Annotated in this window: 17 protein-coding genes; 13 read left to right on the forward strand and 4 right to left on the reverse strand. The window is 72.2% G+C overall.

From position 1 onward, the window contains the following. Window positions 1-15 precede the first annotated feature (15 nt). Window positions 16-183 (reverse strand): hypothetical protein, encoded by a 168-nt coding sequence (locus IF43_RS42225; RefSeq protein ID WP_199922794.1) that lies wholly within the window; start codon window positions 181-183, stop codon window positions 16-18. A 285-nt stretch (window positions 184-468) separates the two neighbouring features. Between IF43_RS42225 and IF43_RS0127245 the strand changes: the two genes are divergently transcribed. The 4 genes from IF43_RS0127245 to IF43_RS0127260 all read left to right on the forward strand — a co-directional run bounded on the left by IF43_RS0127245 (window position 469) and on the right by IF43_RS0127260 (window position 4,012). Next, entirely contained in the window at window positions 469-1,122 is a 654-nt protein-coding gene (locus tag IF43_RS0127245) for a response regulator transcription factor (protein ID WP_030206113.1), read from the forward strand. Window positions 1,123-1,127: 5 nt separating this feature from the next. Continuing rightward, window positions 1,128-2,372, forward strand: coding sequence for a HAMP domain-containing sensor histidine kinase (locus tag IF43_RS0127250; RefSeq protein WP_030206117.1), 1,245 nt, complete (start codon window positions 1,128-1,130; stop codon window positions 2,370-2,372). 382 nt (window positions 2,373-2,754) lie between these two features. Further along, complete coding sequence (locus tag IF43_RS0127255) at window positions 2,755-3,051, forward strand: DUF4193 domain-containing protein (protein WP_030206121.1); 297 nt, start codon at window positions 2,755-2,757, stop codon at window positions 3,049-3,051. A 7-nt stretch (window positions 3,052-3,058) separates the two neighbouring features. Beyond that, window positions 3,059-4,012: a hypothetical protein gene (locus IF43_RS0127260; RefSeq protein WP_030206126.1), complete on the forward strand. Its 954-nt coding sequence runs from the start codon at window positions 3,059-3,061 to the stop codon at window positions 4,010-4,012. Between the two features lie 50 nt (window positions 4,013-4,062). Here IF43_RS0127260 and IF43_RS0127265 read toward each other — a convergent pair whose 3' ends face one another. Then, the gene (locus tag IF43_RS0127265) at window positions 4,063-4,542 is read right to left on the reverse strand and encodes a DUF3093 domain-containing protein (RefSeq protein WP_030206129.1); all 480 of its coding nucleotides are present in this window, start codon (window positions 4,540-4,542) and stop codon (window positions 4,063-4,065) included. Between the two features lie 58 nt (window positions 4,543-4,600). Here IF43_RS0127265 and IF43_RS0127270 point away from each other — a divergent pair, with 58 nt between their 5' ends. The 7 genes from IF43_RS0127270 (at window position 4,601) to IF43_RS0127300 (ending at window position 11,490) form a co-directional block, all read left to right on the forward strand. Beyond that, window positions 4,601-5,185, forward strand: a complete 585-nt coding sequence (locus tag IF43_RS0127270; RefSeq protein ID WP_030206142.1) for a PaaI family thioesterase — start codon at window positions 4,601-4,603, stop codon at window positions 5,183-5,185. Beyond that, window positions 5,185-5,718, forward strand: a complete 534-nt coding sequence (dut, locus tag IF43_RS0127275) for a dUTP diphosphatase (RefSeq protein ID WP_030206143.1) — start codon at window positions 5,185-5,187, stop codon at window positions 5,716-5,718. Before IF43_RS0127270 ends, dut begins: the two co-directional genes overlap by 1 nt. A 1-nt stretch (window position 5,719) precedes the next feature. After that, window positions 5,720-6,499: a DUF3710 domain-containing protein gene (locus tag IF43_RS0127280; protein ID WP_030206145.1), complete on the forward strand. Its 780-nt coding sequence runs from the start codon at window positions 5,720-5,722 to the stop codon at window positions 6,497-6,499. A 327-nt stretch (window positions 6,500-6,826) separates the two neighbouring features. Next, window positions 6,827-9,472, forward strand: coding sequence for an ATP-binding protein (locus IF43_RS0127285; RefSeq protein ID WP_078910492.1), 2,646 nt, complete (start codon window positions 6,827-6,829; stop codon window positions 9,470-9,472). Next, complete coding sequence (locus tag IF43_RS0127290) at window positions 9,469-10,155, forward strand: response regulator (RefSeq protein ID WP_030206152.1); 687 nt, start codon at window positions 9,469-9,471, stop codon at window positions 10,153-10,155. The genes IF43_RS0127285 and IF43_RS0127290 overlap by 4 nt, the downstream gene beginning before the upstream one ends. A 147-nt stretch (window positions 10,156-10,302) precedes the next feature. Continuing rightward, window positions 10,303-10,713 carry an OB-fold nucleic acid binding domain-containing protein gene (locus tag IF43_RS0127295; RefSeq protein WP_078910493.1) on the forward strand — a complete coding sequence of 137 codons (411 nt, stop codon included), beginning with the start codon at window positions 10,303-10,305 and terminating at the stop codon, window positions 10,711-10,713. A gap of 93 nt (window positions 10,714-10,806) precedes the next feature. After that, window positions 10,807-11,490, forward strand: coding sequence for a DUF3159 domain-containing protein (locus tag IF43_RS0127300; protein ID WP_324605133.1), 684 nt, complete (start codon window positions 10,807-10,809; stop codon window positions 11,488-11,490). Window positions 11,491-11,630: 140 nt separating this feature from the next. Here IF43_RS0127300 and IF43_RS0127305 read toward each other — a convergent pair whose 3' ends face one another. Together IF43_RS0127305 and IF43_RS0127310 are read right to left on the reverse strand one after the other, a co-directional pair. Then, window positions 11,631-12,311, reverse strand: a complete 681-nt coding sequence (locus IF43_RS0127305) for a TrkA family potassium uptake protein (RefSeq protein ID WP_030206177.1) — start codon at window positions 12,309-12,311, stop codon at window positions 11,631-11,633. Then, window positions 12,308-12,976, reverse strand: coding sequence for a TrkA family potassium uptake protein (locus tag IF43_RS0127310; RefSeq protein WP_030206179.1), 669 nt, complete (start codon window positions 12,974-12,976; stop codon window positions 12,308-12,310). The genes IF43_RS0127305 and IF43_RS0127310 overlap by 4 nt, the downstream gene beginning before the upstream one ends. Before the next feature lie 244 nt (window positions 12,977-13,220). On the opposite strand from IF43_RS0127310, the gene IF43_RS0127315 reads away from it, so the two are divergent. Both IF43_RS0127315 and IF43_RS0127320 read left to right on the forward strand, forming a co-directional pair. Next, complete coding sequence (locus IF43_RS0127315) at window positions 13,221-15,269, forward strand: APC family permease (RefSeq protein ID WP_030206182.1); 2,049 nt, start codon at window positions 13,221-13,223, stop codon at window positions 15,267-15,269. 117 nt (window positions 15,270-15,386) lie between these two features. Further along, entirely contained in the window at window positions 15,387-16,739 is a 1,353-nt protein-coding gene (locus IF43_RS0127320; RefSeq protein ID WP_030206184.1) for a class I SAM-dependent RNA methyltransferase, read from the forward strand. The last annotated feature ends 16 nt before the right edge of the window (window positions 16,740-16,755 follow it).

The following is a 16,755-nucleotide window of genomic DNA, read 5'->3' on the forward strand; positions in this document are numbered from 1 at the left end:
CGGCGCTTGGCGCGCCTATGCGGCGGTGACCTCCACACCGTGCTCGGCGGCGAGGCGATGCAGATCGTCCAGCTCTGCCTGCTCGACTTCGACGAGGAACTCGTCGCCCGTCTCGCGCGCCCGCGTGAGGTCGAACTCCGTGGTCTTGATGCGCTGCAGAAGACCTGCGGTGAATGCGTCCATGGTGCGCCCCCTCTTCGTGGGTCGGGGTCGGTGGCACGGGGGTGCCGGGGGTGGGTGCCGCCGACCACCCGGACACGCGGGTCTCCGCGGTCGAGGGTGATCGAGGGTGTGACCCCCTCCTCCCCGTCACCCGTAACCCAGAAACCTCGCAAGGCCGGTGAATCCCCGGCTCCGTGGGCCCCCGGCCCCCGTGATTGGCGTCTTACAGCCGGTTTACCGGGGAAAAGTGCAGGATGGACGGGCACACACCCCTGCCCGTACGGGCCCATGAGGAAGGAAATCGACGTGCGCGTACTCGTCGTCGAGGACGAGCAGCTGCTCGCCGATGCGGTGGCCACCGGACTGCGCCGGGAGGCCATGGCCGTCGACGTCGTGTACGACGGCGCGGCCGCACTGGAGCGCGTCGGCGTCAACGACTACGACGTGGTGGTGCTCGACCGGGACCTCCCCCTCGTGCACGGCGACGACGTCTGCCGCAAGATCGTCGAGCTCGGCATGCCCACGCGCGTCCTGATGCTGACCGCCTCCGGCGACGTCAGCGACCGCGTGGAGGGCCTGGAGCTCGGGGCGGACGACTACCTGCCCAAGCCCTTCGCCTTCAGCGAGCTCACCGCCCGCGTGCGGGCCCTGGGCCGGCGTACGACCGTGGCCCTGCCGCCCGTGCTGGAGCGGGCCGGGATCAAGCTCGACCCCAACCGCCGCGAGGTGTTCCGCGACGGGCGCGAGGTGCAGCTGGCGCCCAAGGAGTTCGCGGTGCTGGAGGTCCTCATGCGCAGCGAGGGCACGGTCGTCTCGGCCGAGCAGCTGCTGGAGAAGGCCTGGGACGAGAACACGGACCCCTTCACCAACGTGGTCCGCGTCACCGTCATGACCCTGCGCCGCAAACTCGGCGAGCCGCCGGTCATCGTGACCGTGCCGGGCTCCGGCTACCGGATCTGACCGCGGTGGCCCAGACCCCGCCGCCACCCGCGGCACCTCCGAAACCCACGTGGGACCCCGGCCAGCCCGAGGGTCCTTTCCCTTGGCTGCGGCCGACGATCCGGATACGGCTCACCCTGCTGTACGGCGGGATGTTCCTGATCGCCGGCATCCTGCTGCTCTCGATCATCTACCTGCTCGCGGCCCAGGCCGTGCACGGGGGCAGTTTCCCGCTGTTCAAGATCGTGGGCGGTCAGAAGATCGAGGTCACCAGCGCGACCTGCCCCGGCGTGGGCGGCGACCAGACCATCGACCAGTTCAACCAGGCCATCTCGGCCTGCATGGACCAGCAGAAGAAGCGGGTCCTGGACGACCTGCTGAGCCGCTCCCTGATGGCCCTGCTGGGCCTGAGCATCATCGCCTTCGCCTTCGGCTACGCCATGGCCGGACGCGTGCTCTCCCCGCTCGGCAAGATCACCCGGACCGCCCGGCGGGTGGTCGGCTCGGACCTGAGCCGGCGCATCGAGCTGGACGGCCCGGACGACGAGCTCAAGGAGCTCGCCGACACCTTCGACGAGATGCTCGACCGGCTGGAGCGGGCCTTCACGGCGCAGCAGCGGTTCGTCGGCAACGCCTCCCACGAGCTGCGCACGCCGCTGGCCATCAACCGGACGCTGCTCGAGGTCCACCTGTCGGACCCCGGCGCCCCGGTGGAGCTCCAGCAGCTGGGCAGGACGCTGCTGGCCACCAACGAGCGCAGCGAGCAGCTCGTGGAGGGCCTGCTGCTGCTCGCCCGCAGCGAGAACCAGATCGTCGAGCGCAAGCCCGTGGACCTGGCGGAGGTGGCCTCCCGGGCCATCGAGCAGGCGCGCTCCGAGGCCGACGCCAAGGGCGTGGAGATCCGCGGCGAACGCGCCCTGGCGGTCGTCCAGGGCAACGGCGTCCTGCTGGAGAGGATCGCCCTGAACCTGGTCCAGAACGCCGTCCGGTACAACGTCCCGGAGGGCGGCTGGGTCGAGGTGACCACCGAGGCGCAGCACGGCCAGGCGGTGCTCGTGGTGTCGAACACGGGTCCCGTTGTTCCCGCGTACGAGATCGACAACCTCTTCGAACCCTTCCGGCGGCTGCGCACCGAGCGTACGGGCAGCGACAAGGGCGTCGGCCTCGGCCTGTCCATCGCGCGCTCGGTGGCGCGGGCGCACGGTGGCCGGATCCATGCGGAGCCGCGGGAGGGCGGTGGCCTGGTGATGCGTGTCACGCTCCCCATTTGAGGGAGGGGCCGTTGTTCGCCGTGGGCGAAATCGCCGGTTCCGGCCCGTGGCCGATTTATGTGTGATCGATCACATTGTGCCGTGCCGGGTCCTGTACGTTCAGTGACCCTCAGGGGGTCGGAAAGCCCGGGAAAGTCCGGGTTTCCGACCCCCCGAATGGCGGGAAATACACGGGGTGGCACCGATGCGGGGCGACCCCGGGACCGTGTACGGTCCGGCTCGACATCCACGCCCGTCGCTTCTTCAGGGGGGCGGCTGGGTGTCGATTGAGTAACAGACCTTGATGTGAGGCAAAATCTCCGCCTCAGGTCGGGCACAAGTCCGGCCTCTCGCGCGTTACGTGCGCTGAGACACCGCAACCACCCAGAGGGGGAGAGCGAATATGGCAACGGACTACGACACCCCACGCAAGACCGACGACGACGTCGACAACGACAGCATCGAAGAGCTGAAGGCTCGGCGCAGCGACAAGTCCAGCTCGGCCATCGAGATGGACGACTTCGACGCCGCCGAGGGCATGGAGCTCCCGGGTGCAGACCTTTCCAACGAGGAGCTGGCGGTCCGCGTGCTGCCCAAGCAGGCGGACGAGTTCACCTGCATGAGCTGCTTCCTGGTCCACCACCGCAGCCAGCTGGCGCGCGAGAAGAACGGCCAGCCGATCTGCCGCGACTGCGACTGACCTCGCCGTGGCAGGCTCGACGCCGTCGCGGAAGCGCTTCAGCTTCCGCAGGCAGCAGGGTCCGGCGGAGGCGTACGAGGCAGACCCGGGTCCGGAGACGGACCGCCGGTCTTCCGTCGTGCCCTCCGCATCGCTCCCGGCCGGCGGTACGGCCGACGCGGAGCCCCGGCCCGCGACCGGGGCCCGTCGCCTTCGCGCGTCCGTCAAGGCCGCGACGTCCGCGGGCACGGCGAAGTCGGCAGGCTCCCTGACGTACGTCCGCAAAGGTGTCCGCAAGGGCGGAGCGGCGGTTCGCGCCGCCCTGGACTACCTGGCGGACCGCATCATCGAGATCGCCCCGCGCGTGCCCGTGCGCGACCTCGCGACGCTGCGCGCGCAGTTCCCGGGGCTCGGCCCCGACCAGCTGGCCGACAAACTGATCGCCGGAGCCACCCGGGCCACGTCCACGGTGGGCGCCGGGGTCGGCGCGGCGGCCATGCTGCCCACGCCCCCCGCCATGCCGATCGAGCTCGCGGCCGAGATCACCGGGGTCGCCGCGATCGAGCTGAAGCTGGTCGCCGAACTGCACGAGGTCTACGGCCTGCGTCCGCCGGGCGGCCCCATGGCCCGCAGCATGTCCTACGTCGCCTCGTGGTCCCAGGAGCGCGGCATCGACGTCACCAAGCCGGTCACGGTGAACGCGGCGATGGGCGGACAGCTCAAGCGCGAGCTGCGCCAGCAGATCACCAAGCGGCTGGTCCGGAACCTGCCGAACCTGATCCCGTTCATGATCGGTGCGGCGGTCGGCGCCGTGATGAACCGGCGCGACACCAGGAAGCTCGCGGAGAAGGTCCGCGGAGACCTGCGGCGGCGGGCGGTGCCGTGGGAGGCCCTGACCGGGCTGCCGCCGCTCGAGCGGCCTGCGGACGCGCTGCCGTGGGGTCACAACCCGCACGCGCTGGGCCCGGGCTCGGACGCCTGAACACCTGAGCCGCTGCCGTCACGGGGGCGCTGCCCCCGGACCCCCGGGCCTCAGACCTCGGCGGGGCCGGAACCGCCTGCGCCGGCCGCCTTCAGGGCTGCTGCCAGGGCGTGCGGTTCGCGCGTGGAGACGTAGACGTACGGGGTCGGGTCGGCCGGGTCGGTGACCTCGACGCGGAGCGCCGTGGGGACGTAGCCGCGCAGCAGCATGAAGGCGCGCGGGTCTGCCTTGTACGTGCGCCAGGCGCGGGCCTCCTCCGCGTCCAGCACCTCCGGCTCGCCCAGCGCCGTCGCCGGGATGCGGGCCTCGCCGGCGGCCAGGGCGCCGCCCACCACGCGTACGCGCGCGGAACCGTACGAGCTCACCAGCGCCCCCGCCAGGGCCGTGCCGCCCACCAGGCCGCCCAGCAGCGCCGCCGTGCCCAGCGGGAGCAGCATCAGGGCGCAGGCGAGGCCGACCATGACCGCGATCACCCACCAGGAGCGGGGGGCCGTCAGGCGTTCGTCGTGCGAGGAGGCGGAGAGCTGCATGGTTCCTAGCTTGGCACGGGGCGACCGGCGGGTAGCCGCGCGGGTAAGGTCTGCGCCTGTGAGTGGACGAAACACAGCCCTGACGCCCCCGGCCGACGCCGTCGCGCCGGTGCGGCACCCTGACGCGCCCGCCCCCGGCGAGCTCCTCGGTGCCCATTACGACCACTGTTTCGGCTGTGGCGAGGGCCAGCCCCACGGGCTGCACCTGGAGGCCCGGGCCGGCCAGGGCGTACGGGTGACCGCCGAGTTCACCGTGAGGCCCGCCCACCAGGGCGCCCCCGGCCTCGCGCACGGCGGCGTGCTGGCCACGGCCCTCGACGAGACGCTGGGCTCCCTGAACTGGCTGCTGCGCGTCATCGCCGTGACCGGGCGACTGGAGACCGACTTCGTCCGGCCGGTGCCGGTGGACACCGTCCTCCACCTCGAGGCCGAGGTCACGGCGGTCGCGGGGCGGAAGATCTACTCCACGGCCGTCGGCCGGATAGGCGGCCCGGAGGGCCCGGTGGCCGTCCGCGCCGACGCGCTCTTCATCGAGGTCAAGGTCGACCACTTCATCGAGAACGGTCGGCCCGAGGAGATCCGGGCGGCCATGTCCGACCCGGACCAGGTCAGGCGCGCCCGCGCCTTCGAGGTGAACCCCTGATGTCCCAGAACCACGCCCCGGTCGACGTCCTGATCAGGCGCGTCGACCCCGAGGTGCCCCTCCCCGCGTACGGCCACCCCGGCGACGCCGGCTGCGACCTCGTCACCACCGAGGCCGCCGAGCTGGCCCCCGGCGAGCGCGCCGTGCTGCCCACCGGCGTCGCGATCGCCCTGCCGGACGGGTACGCCGCGTTCGTGCACCCCCGCTCCGGCCTGGCGGCCCGCTGCGGGCTCGCCCTCGTGAATGCCCCGGGGACGGTGGATGCCGGGTACCGTGGGGAGATCAAGGTGATTGTGGTGAACCTCGACCCGCGTGAACCCGTGCGGTTCGAGCGTTTCGACCGCATTGCCCAACTGGTCGTCCAGCGGGTCGAGAAGGTGCGCTTCCACGAGGTGGCGGAACTTCCCGGCTCGGCACGTGCCGAGGGGGGATTCGGGTCGACCGGCGGTCATGCCGCCGTGGCCGGATCCGGCGCTGGGCAGCAGGGTGGGAATGGCTACGCTTCGGTCGTATCCGACCGGGAAGGACAGTGACGTGTTCGGACGTCGCAAGAAGAGCAGCGCCGCCGAGAGTGTGGCGGGCGAGGCCGAGCAGGTCGTCGACGGCGTCGACCAGGACGCCGATGAGCTCGACGGGCTCGCCGCGGGCGGGCAGCGCCGGGTGAACCTGCCGCCGGCCCCGCGGCCGGACGGCCCCTGGGACATCAGTGAGGTCGGCTCGCCCGCCGAGGGCCGGGTCGACCTGGGCGGCATCTTCGTGCCCGGTGTCGAGGGCATGGAGCTCCGCGTGGAGGTCGCCGGCGACGCGATCGTCGCCGCGACGGTCGTGCTGCGGGACAGCGCGATCCAGCTGCAGGGCTTCGCCGCCCCCAAGAAGGAGGGCATCTGGGGCGAGGTCCGCGAGGAGATCGCCACCGGCATCACGCAGCAGGGCGGCATCGTGGACGAGGTCGAGGGCCCGCTGGGCTGGGAGCTGCGCGCGCAGGTCCCCGTACAGCTGCCCAACGGCGCGAGCGGCGCCCAGCTCGTGCGCTTCGTCGGTGTCGACGGGCCGCGCTGGTTCCTGCGCGGTGTGATCTCCGGGCAGGGCGCGGTGCAGCCCGAGGCCGCCGGCCTGCTGGAGCAGATCTTCCGTGACACGGTCGTCGTGCGCGGCGAGGGCCCGATGGCTCCCCGCGACCCGATCGTCCTGAAGCTGCCGAACGACGCGCAGATGGTGCCGGACGGCGTGCAGACCGAGGACCAGGACAACTCCCGGTTCTCGGGTGGCATGGGGCAGCTGGAGCGGGGCCCGGAGGTCACCGAGATCCGCTGACCGCGATCGTCTTCCTCCGGTGGGCCGTACTCCTTCGTTCGGAGTACGGCCCATCGGGTTTCGTGCGGACCCGCCTGCCACCCCCGATCAAGCGCCTCCCCCCACCACGGGACGCCGACTCCCCGTCTTCGGCCTGCCGGACCTCGCGGGCTCGTCTCCGCGTCAAGGATGTGTCAAAGCGCAGGTCCCGGGCGTATGGGAGGCGTCAAAAGCGGGGGCGGGCGTGCGGATCCGGGGTTTGCTCGGAGGGTTCGGGATCCCGGCGGCGGACCCGGTGAGCGGTGGCCCGGTCACGGTGTGCACACGGACGTGGAAGACAATAGGGACATGGCACGCGGCAAGCTACGGATCTACCTGGGCGCGGCCCCCGGCGTGGGCAAGACCTTCGCGATGCTGTCCGAGGGCCACCGGCGCCAGGAGCGCGGTACCGACGTCGTCGTCGGGTACGTCGAGCACCACGGCCGGCAGCGCACCGAGGTCCTCCTGCACGGCCTGGAGCAGGTCCGGCGGCACGAGCTGGAGCACCGCGGCGCGGCGTTCGCCGAGATGGACGTGGACGCCGTACTCGCCCGGCGGCCCGCGGTCGCGCTGGTGGACGAGCTCGCGCACACCAACGCGCCCGGCTCGCGCAACACCAAGCGCTGGCAGGACGTCGAGGAGCTCCTGCGGGCCGGCATCGACGTGGTGACCACGGTCAACATCCAGCACCTGGAGTCGCTCGGCGACGTCGTCGAGGCCATCACCGGGGTGCGGCAGCGCGAGACCGTGCCGGACGAGGTGGTGCGTCGGGCGGACCAGATCGAACTGGTCGACATGTCGCCGCAGGCGCTGCGCCGCCGCATGGCGCACGGCAACGTCTACCGGCCCGACAAGGTCGACGCGGCGCTGTCCAACTACTTCCGCCCCGGCAACCTGACCGCGCTGCGCGAGCTGGCCCTGCTGTGGGTGGCCGACCGGGTGGACGAGTACCTCCAGCAGTACCGGGGCGAGCACGACATCCGCTCCACCTGGCAGGCCCGCGAGCGGATCGTCGTGGGGCTGACCGGCGGGCCGGAGGGCCGCACGCTCATCCGCCGCGCCGCCCGGCTGGCCGAGAAGGGGGCCGGCGGCGAGGTGCTCGCCGTGTACGTGGCCCGCGGCGACGGGCTCACGGCCGCCTCGCCCAAGGAGCTGGCCGTCCAGCGCACCCTGGTCGAGGACCTCGGAGGAACGTTTCACCACGTCGTGGGCGACGACGTCCCCGACGCGCTGCTGGAGTTCGCCCGCGGCGTCAACGCCACGCAGATAGTCCTCGGCGTCAGCCGCCGCAGGCCCTGGCAGTACGTCTTCGGCCCCGGCGTGAGCGCCACCGTCGCCCGCGAGTCGGGTCCGGACCTCGACGTGCACCTCGTCACCCACGACGCCATGGCCAAGGGCCGCGGTCTGCCGGCCGCCCGCACCGCGCGGCTGGGCCGTGCCCGGATCGCCGCCGGCTGGTGCGTGGGCGTGGCCCTGCCCGTGCTGCTCGCGCTGCTGCTCACCCGGATCGAGACCGAGCTCGGCCTCGCCAACGACATGCTGCTCTTCCTGGCCCTGACCGTGGCCGCGGCCCTGCTCGGCGGCCTGGCACCGGCGCTGGCCTCGGCGGCCGTCTGCTCCCTGCTGCTCAACTGGTTCTTCACCCCGCCGGTGCACCGGCTGACCATCGCCGACCCGAAGAACATCGTCGCCATCGCGGTCTTCTTCGCGGTGGCCGTCTCGGTGGCCTCCGTGGTCGACCTGGCCGCCCGGCGCACCCACCAGGCGGCCCGGCTGCGCGCCGAGTCCGAGATCCTCTCGTTCCTCGCCGGCAGCGTGCTGCGGGGCGAGACCACCCTGGACGCCCTGCTGGAGCGGGTCCGGGAGACCTTCGGCATGGAGTCCGTGGCCCTGCTGGAGCGGGCCGGCGAGACCGACCCCTGGACCCCGGCCGGCAGCGTCGGGCCCGCCCCCGCGGCCCGGCCCGAGGACGCCGACGCCGACATGCCCGTCGGCGACCACCTGGCCCTCGCCCTGACCGGCCGCGTGCTGCCCGCCGAGGACCGGCGGGTGCTCGGTGCCTTCGCCGCCCAGGCCGCGGTCGTCCTGGACCGCAGCAGGCTGCTGGACGAGGCCGCCAAGGCCCGCGAGCTGGAGGAGGTGGGCCGCATCCGCACCGCGCTGCTCGCGGCCGTCAGCCACGACCTGCGCACCCCGCTCGCCGGCATCAAGGCGTCGGTGTCCTCGCTGCGCTCCGACGACGTCGAGTGGTCCGAGGAGGACCGTTCCGAGCTCCTCGAGGGCATCGAGGACGGCGCCGACCGCCTCGGCCACCTGATCGGCAACCTCCTCGACATGTCCCGCCTCAACACCGGCACGGTCACCCCGCTGATCCGCGAGACCGACCTCGACGAGGTGGTCCCGATGGCCCTGGGCGGCGTACCCGAGGGCAGCGTCGAGCTGGACGTCCCCGAGACGCTGCCCATGGTGGCGGTGGACCCGGGGCTGCTGGAGCGGGCGGTGGCCAACGTCGTCGAGAACGCCGTCAAGTACAGCCCCGCCGGGGAGCTTGTGCACGTCGCGGCCAGCGTGCTCGGCGACCGGGTGGAGGTCCGCGTGGCCGACCGCGGGCCCGGCGTGCCCGAGGAGGCCCGCGAGCGGATCTTCGAGCCCTTCCAGCGGTACGGGGACGCCCCGCGCGGGGCCGGGGTCGGCCTCGGGCTGGCCGTCGCCCGCGGGTTCACCGAGGCCGTCGGCGGCACGCTGACGGCCGAGGACACCCCGGGCGGGGGGCTGACCATGGTGCTGTCGCTGCCCGCCGCGGGCGGCAGGCGGGCGCCCGCACCGTACGTCACGTCCGAGGCCGCGACGACGGCCGTGCCCGGTTCCGGGCCGGCGGACGCCGCCCGGAACGCCTCCGGAGCCGCGACCGCGGCCCGGTCCGCCGAGATCCGACAGGAAGCAGGTCCCCGATGACGCGGGTGCTCGTGGTGGACGACGAGCCGCAGATCGTCCGCGCGCTCGTGATCAACCTCAAGGCGCGCAGGTACGAGGTCGACGCGGCCGCCGACGGGGCCGCCGCCCTGGAACTGGCCGCCGCCCGCCACCCCGACGTGGTCGTCCTCGACCTCGGCCTGCCGGACATGGACGGGGTCGAGGTGATCAGGGGCCTGCGGGGCTGGACCCGGGTGCCGATCCTGGTCCTGTCCGCCCGGCACAGCTCCGACGAGAAGGTCGAGGCGCTCGACGCGGGGGCGGACGACTACGTCACCAAGCCCTTCGGCATGGACGAGCTGCTGGCCCGGCTGCGGGCCGCCGTGCGCCGCGCCGAGCCGGTGGCCGGGGCGGGGGAGGACGAGGTGCTCGTGGAGACCGCGGGCTTCACGGTCGACCTGGCCGCCAAGAAGGCAGTCCGGGACGGCCGGGACGTACGGCTGACCCCCACCGAGTGGCACCTGCTGGAGGTGCTGGTCCGCAACAGCGGCCGGCTGGTCAGCCAGAAACAGCTCCTCCAGGAGGTCTGGGGGCCCTCCTACGGCACCGAGACGAACTACCTGAGGGTCTACATGGCCCAGCTCCGCCGGAAGCTGGAGGCGGACCCCTCGCACCCGCGGCACTTCATCACCGAGCCGGGCATGGGGTACCGCTTCGAGCGGTGAGCCGTCCCGGGCCCCGCCGGACCGGTACACAGCGCCTCGGGTGCCGGGCTCCGAACGGATGACGGGACAGCGCCTCGGCTGCCGGGCGCCGAACGGGTGAAGGGACAGCGCTTCGGGTGCCGGGCGCCGCGCCGGTAGTCTTCCTATATGAGTGCTGTACCTCGTTCCGAGAAGCCCGCCAAACCCGCGGGGCGGTTCCGCCGGATGATCGAACGGCTGTCCACCTCGCAGGAGGAGCTGCACTCCGCGGAGCTCCAGGAGGACGCGGAGGCCGCGGGGTGCACCCGAATCGGTGACTGCCACGACCGCCAGATCGTCAAGGTGACTGGTACCTTGCGCACGGTCACCCTGCGACCGCGGGCCGGTGTACCGGCCCTGGAGGCGGAGCTGTTCGACGGCTCGGCCGCGCTGGACGTGGTCTGGCTGGGCCGGCGCTCCATCGTGGGCATCGAGCCGGGCCGCAAGCTGATCGCCTCCGGGCGGATCGCCATGAGCCACGGCCGCCGGGTGCTGTTCAACCCGAAGTACGAACTCCGACCGCTCGGACAGGAGCACTAGCCGGTGACGTCACTCGACAAGAAGGGCCCCGAGGCGGGCCTCCAGGGGCCCGCGGCGGGCCAGGCAGCCGGGGAGGAACACGACTCCCGGGCCGTGACCCAGGCCGCGCTCTTCGACGCCTTCGGCGGCGTCCGCGGCACGCTGGAGACCATGCTCCCCGGCCTGCTCTTCGTCGGGATCTTCACGTTCACCAAGGACCTGAAGATGTCCGCGATCGCGGCCTCGGCAGTGGCGGTCGCGCTGGTCATCGTGCGGCTGGCCCGCAAGGACACCGTCAAGCACGCCTTCAGCGGCGTCTTCGGCGTCGGTGTCGGCGTGGCCTTCGCGATGTTCACGGGCAACGCCAAGGACTTCTACCTGCCGGGCATGATCTACGGCGCCGGTCTGGGCGTGGCGTTCACGGTCTCCGCCCTGGTGGGCTTCCCGCTGCTCGGCGTCGTGCTCGGGCCGATCTTCCGCGAGAACCTGTCCTGGCGGACCCGGAACCCCGGGCGCAAGGCCGCGTACACCAAGGCCAGCCTGGCCTGGGGCCTGATCTTCCTCGCCAAGTACGCGGTCATCTTCCCGCTGTACTGGTGGGGGGACACCGCGCAGCTGGGGTGGGTGCTGATCGCCCTGAAGCTCCCGCCGATGGTGCTGGCGGTCTACTTCACGTGGGTGTTCCTGGCCAAGGCGCCGCCGCCGATCGACGTCTTCGCCGAGATGGAGGCGGAGGAGCGGGCCGAGGAGGAGCGCAAGGCCGCCGGGCAGGCGGCCGCGCGGCACCGCAGGGCCTGATCCCGGCGGCGCGGGGCGCGGTCCGGGGATCCCGGTGACCGTGCCGGTGCCGGCCCCTGAGGACCGTACGTACGCCAAGGCCCCCGGAACCGACCCGGTTCCGGGGGCCTTGGCGTACGTACCGGGGCCGGGGGCCCGGCTCAGCCCTGGGCGCCCTCGGGGCGCTCCGCGTTCAGCAGCTCCTCGAGCTGGGTCTCGCGGGCCTGGGCGGCCACGAACAGCAGCTCGTCGCCCGCCTCCAGGGTCTCCTCGGGGTGCGGGGTGAGCACCCGGTTGCCGCGGATGATCGTCACCAGGGACGTGTCCTGCGGCCAGTTGACCTCGCTGATGAGGGTACCGGCCATCGGGGACTCCGGCGGCAGGGTCAGCTCGACCAGGTTGGCGTCGCCGTGGCTGAAGCGCAGCAGGCGGACCAGGTCGCCGACGCTCACGGCCTCCTCGACGAGGGCCGACATCAGGCGCGGGGTGGAGACGGCGACGTCGACGCCCCAGGCCTCGTTGAAGAGCCACTCGTTCTTGGGGTTGTTCACGCGGGCCACCACGCGCGGCACCCCGTACTCGGTCTTGGCCAGCAGCGAGACGACCAGGTTGACCTTGTCGTCACCCGTGGCCGCGATGACCACGTTGCAGCGCTGCAGCGCCGCCTCGTCCAGCGACGTGATCTCGCAGGCGTCGGCCAGCAGCCACTCGGCCTGCGGCACCCGCTCCACCGAGATGGCGGTGGGCGCCTTGTCGACCAGCAGCACCTCGTGCCCGTTCTCCAGCAGCTCGCCCGCGATGGAGCGGCCGACGGCGCCGGCCCCGGCGATCGCGACCCTCATGCGTGTGCCTCCTCGGGACCCTGCGCGAACGCGGCTTCGACCTTCTCGATCTCGTCCGTGCGCATCATCACGTGGACGAGGTCACCCTCCTGGAGCACCGTCTGCGAGGTCGGCAGCGTCGCCTCGCCCAGACGCGTGAGGAAGGCGACCCGGACGCCCGTCTCCTCCTGCAGCGTGCTGATCTTGTGGCCGATCCAGGCCGGGGAGGTGTGCACCTCGGCGAGCTGGACGCCGCCGCTCGGGTCGCGCCACAGCGGCTCGGCGCCCGAGGGCAGCAGGCGGCGCAGCATCTGGTCGGCGGTCCAGCGGACCGTCGCCACGGTCGGGATGCCCAGCCGCTGGTAGACCTCGGCGCGCCGGGGGTCGTAGATGCGGGCCGCGACGTTCTCGACGCCGAACATCTCGCGGGCCACGCGGGCCGCGATGATGTTGGAATTGTCACCGCTGCTGACCGCCGCGAAGGCGCCCGCTTCCTCGATGCCGGCCTCGCGCAGGGTGTCCTGGTCGAAGCCCACGCCGGTGACGCGACGGCCGCCGAAGCCCGATCCCAGCCGGCGGAACGCGGTGGGGTCCTGGTCGATGACCGCGACCGTGTGCCCCTGCTGCTCCAGGGTCTGCGCGAGGGCGGAGCCCACTCTGCCGCAGCCCATAATGACGATGTGCACGGCCGTCCTTCCGGCTGTCTGTAGGTTTCGGACCGCTGGGGGACCGGTGCCGGACCCGGGTGGTCCGTCGGTCCCTCGGTGATCCTCTGGCTTCACAGGGTCTCAGACCATGGCCCAAGCTACACACGCGCGGTCACCAGTGTGACTCTTTGTGCCGCTCCGATGGGTATTTGGGGCGGGGTTTGGGGTGGCGTTCGCACACTGGTTGGCCAGGGCTCTTTTCGAACCCTTAACATCCTCTGTCGTGTCCAAACTGACCGACGTGCCCAAACGGATCCTGATCGGCCGGGCGCTGCGCAGCGACCGCCTCGGCGAAACGCTCCTGCCGAAGCGCATCGCGCTCCCCGTCTTCGCGTCCGACCCCCTCTCGTCCGTGGCATATGCCCCTGGCGAAGTACTTCTCGTACTTTCGATCGCGGGTGTGTCGGCGTACAGCTACAGCCCCTGGATCGCCCTCGCGGTCGTCGTGCTGATGTTCACCGTCGTGGCCTCGTACCGGCAGAACGTCCACGCGTACCCCAGCGGCGGCGGCGACTACGAGGTCGCCAACACCAACCTGGGGCCGAAGGCCGGACTGACGGTCGCCAGCGCCCTGCTCGTCGACTACGTGCTCACCGTCGCCGTCTCGATCTCCTCCGGAGTCGAGAACCTCGGCTCGGCGGTGGATTTCGTGATCGAGCACAAGGTGCTCAGCGCCATGATCATGATTTTGCTGCTGACGCTGATGAACCTGCGCGGCGTGAAGGAGTCCGGAAACTTCTTCGCGATTCCGACGTACGTGTTCGTCGCCGGCGTCTTCATCATGATCGCCTGGGGTGCGTGGCGCGGCCTCGTCCTCGGCGACACGATGAAGGCCCCCACCGCCGACTTCACGATCAAGGCCGAACACGAGGGCCTCGCCGGATTCGCGCTCGTCTTCCTGCTGCTGCGCGCCTTCTCCTCCGGCTGTGCCGCCCTGACAGGTGTCGAGGCCATCAGCAACGGCGTCCCCGCGTTCCGCAAGCCCAAGTCGAAGAACGCCGCCACGACGCTCGCCCTCATGGGCGGCCTCGCCGTGACCATGTTCTGCGGCATCATCGCCCTCGCCATGGCCACCGACGTGCGCATGGCAGAGAAGCCCGCCGAGGACCTGCTCCACAACGGCGTCCCGGTCGGCCCCGCGTACGTGCAGAACCCGGTCATCTCGCAGGTCGCCGAGGCCGTCTTCGGCAACGGCAGCTTCCTGTTCATCCTGCTCGCCGCCGCCACCGCCCTCGTGCTGTTCCTCGCGGCGAACACGGCGTACAACGGCTTCCCGCTGCTCGGCTCGATCCTCGCCCAGGACCGCTACCTGCCGCGCCAGCTGCACACCCGCGGCGACCGGCTCGCCTTCTCCAACGGCATCGTGCTGCTGGCCGGCGCCGCCGCCCTGCTGGTGTGGATCTACGACGCCGACTCGACGCGGCTGATCCAGCTCTACATCGTCGGCGTCTTCGTGTCCTTCACGCTCAGCCAGATCGGCATGGTCCGGCACTGGAACCGGCACCTGCGCAGCGAGCGCGACACCGCCAAGCGACGCCACATGTTCCGCTCCCGGGCCATCAACGCCTTCGGCGCCACCTTCACCGGGCTCGTCCTGGTCGTCGTCCTCGCGACCAAGTTCACGCACGGCGCCTGGGTGGCCCTGCTCGGCATGCTGATCTTCTACGCGACGATGACCGCCATCCGGCGCCACTACGACAACGTCGCCGAGGAGATCGCCGCCGCGGAGGAGCGCCCCGACGAGTACGTGCGCCCCTCGCGCGTCCGCTCCGTCGTCCTGGTCTCCAAGCTGCACAAGCCCACCCTGCGGGCGCTGGCGTACGCCAAGCTGCTGCACGCCAACCAGCTCGAGGCGCTCAGCGTCAGCGTCGACCCGGCCGAGACCAAGGCCCTCAAGGCCGAGTGGGAGCGGCGCGGCATCGACGTACCGCTGAAGATCCTCGACTCGCCGTACCGCGAGGTCACCCGACCGGTCATCGAGTACATCAAGGGACTGCGGTCGGAGAACCCGCGCGACGCGGTCAGCGTGTACATCCCCGAGTACGTCGTCGGGCACTGGTACGAGCACCTGCTGCACAACCAGAGCGCGCTGCGGCTCAAGGGCCGGCTCCTCTTCACGCCCGGCGTGATGGTCACGTCCGTCCCGTACCAGCTGGCCTCCTCCGAGGCGGCCCGCAAGCGGGCCCGCAAGCGCGCGGAGTGGAACGCGCCGGGCGCGGTGCGGCGCGGACCGGTGGACACGCGCAAGAAGGAGTCCGCGGGGAAGCAGTAGCGCCGCCCCGTACCGCACCGCTGCGCACTCGGTTCCTGCCCGGGACGCGACCCGACGTACACTGACGGGTCGCGTCCCGCGCGTTTTTCGCCACCAGCACTTGGAGCCGTCCCCACCATGCAGAACCAGAACCAGCCGCAGGCCGGGGACGAGAAGAGCGCCTCCCTGATCGGGACGCAGTACGAGGTCGAGGTCGGACCGGTCGCCCACGGCGGCCACTGCATCGCCCGCACCGCCGACGGCCGGGTCCTGTTCGTCCGCCACGCCCTGCCGGGCGAGCGCGTGGTCGCCACCGTGACCGAGGGCGCGGAAGACTCCCGCTTCCTGCGCGCGGACGCCACCGAGGTCGTCACCGCCTCCAAGGACCGGGTCGAGGCCCCCTGCCCCTTCGCCGGCCCCGGCAAGTGCGGCGGCTGCGACTGGCAGCACGCCAAGCCGGGCGCCCAGCGCCGCCTGAAGGGCGAGGTCATCACCGAGCAGCTCCAGCGGCTGGCCGGGCTCACGCCCGAGGAGGCCGGCTGGGACGGCACCGTGATGCCGGCCGAGGGCGACAAGCTCCCGGCGGGCGAGGTCCCGCAGTGGCGCACCCGCGTCCAGTACGCGGTGGACGCCGACGGCCGCGCGGGCCTGCGCAAGCACCGCTCGCACGAGGTCGAGGTGATCGACCGCTGCCTGATCGCGGCGGCCGGCGTCACCGAGCTCGGCATCGAGAAGCGCAGCTGGCCGGACATGGCCACCGTCGAGGCCATCGCGGCCAGCGGCTCCCAGGACCGCCAGGTCGTCCTGACCCCCCGCCCCGGCGGCCGCCTCCCCCTCGTCGAGCTCGACAAGCCCGTCTCCGTCCTGCGCGTCGAGGAGAAGGACGGCGGCGTCCACCGCGTCCACGGCCGCCCCTTCGTCCGCGAGCGCTCCGACGGCCGCACCTACCGCGTCGGCATGGGCGGCTTCTGGCAGGTCCACCCGCAGGCCGCCGACACCCTCGTGCGCGCCGTGATGCAGGGCCTGATGCCGCGCAAGGGCGAGATGGCCCTCGACCTGTACTGCGGCGTCGGCATCTTCGCGGGCGCCCTCGCCGAGCGCCTCGGCGAGACCGGCGCCGTCCTCGGCATCGAGTCCGGCAAGCGCGCCGTCGAGGACGCCCGCCACAACCTCGCCGACTTCCCGCGGGTCCGCATCGAGCAGGGCAAGGTCGAGCAGGTCCTGCCCCGCACCCGGATCTCCGAGTGCGACCTCATCGTCCTCGACCCGCCGCGCGCCGGCGCCGGCAAGGCCACCGTCCGCCACCTCGCCTCCCTCGGCGCCCGCCGCATCGCCTACGTCGCCTGCGACCCGGCCGCCCTGGCCCGCGACCTCGCCTACTTCCGCGACGCCGGCTACAAGCCCCGCACCCTGCGCGCCTTCGACCTCTTCCCGATGACGCACCACGTGGAGTGCGTGGCGATCCTGGAGCCGGTGCGCGACGACGCCTGAGTGTCGGGGCCGTCCG

It is taken from the genome of Streptomyces sp. NRRL S-87 (assembly GCF_000719335.1).
Classification (GTDB): Bacteria; Actinomycetota; Actinomycetes; order Streptomycetales; family Streptomycetaceae; genus Streptomyces.

Excerpts from the sequence above, each read along its gene's own strand:
- IF43_RS0127295 (WP_078910493.1), top strand. The coding sequence starts at position 10,303 with ATGAGTGCTGTACCTCGTTCCGAGAAGCCCGCCAAACCCGCGGGGCGG.
- IF43_RS42225 (WP_199922794.1), bottom strand. The coding sequence starts at position 183 with ATGGACGCATTCACCGCAGGTCTTCTGCAGCGCATCAAGACCACGGAG.
- IF43_RS0127305 (WP_030206177.1), bottom strand. The coding sequence starts at position 12,311 with ATGAGGGTCGCGATCGCCGGGGCCGGCGCCGTCGGCCGCTCCATCGCG.
- IF43_RS0127320 (WP_030206184.1), top strand. The coding sequence starts at position 15,387 with ATGCAGAACCAGAACCAGCCGCAGGCCGGGGACGAGAAGAGCGCCTCC.
- IF43_RS0127255 (WP_030206121.1), top strand. The coding sequence starts at position 2,755 with ATGGCAACGGACTACGACACCCCACGCAAGACCGACGACGACGTCGAC.
- IF43_RS0127285 (WP_078910492.1), top strand. The coding sequence starts at position 6,827 with ATGGCACGCGGCAAGCTACGGATCTACCTGGGCGCGGCCCCCGGCGTG.
- IF43_RS0127290 (WP_030206152.1), top strand. The coding sequence starts at position 9,469 with ATGACGCGGGTGCTCGTGGTGGACGACGAGCCGCAGATCGTCCGCGCG.
- IF43_RS0127265 (WP_030206129.1), bottom strand. The coding sequence starts at position 4,542 with ATGCAGCTCTCCGCCTCCTCGCACGACGAACGCCTGACGGCCCCCCGC.
- dut (WP_030206143.1), top strand. The coding sequence starts at position 5,185 with ATGTCCCAGAACCACGCCCCGGTCGACGTCCTGATCAGGCGCGTCGAC.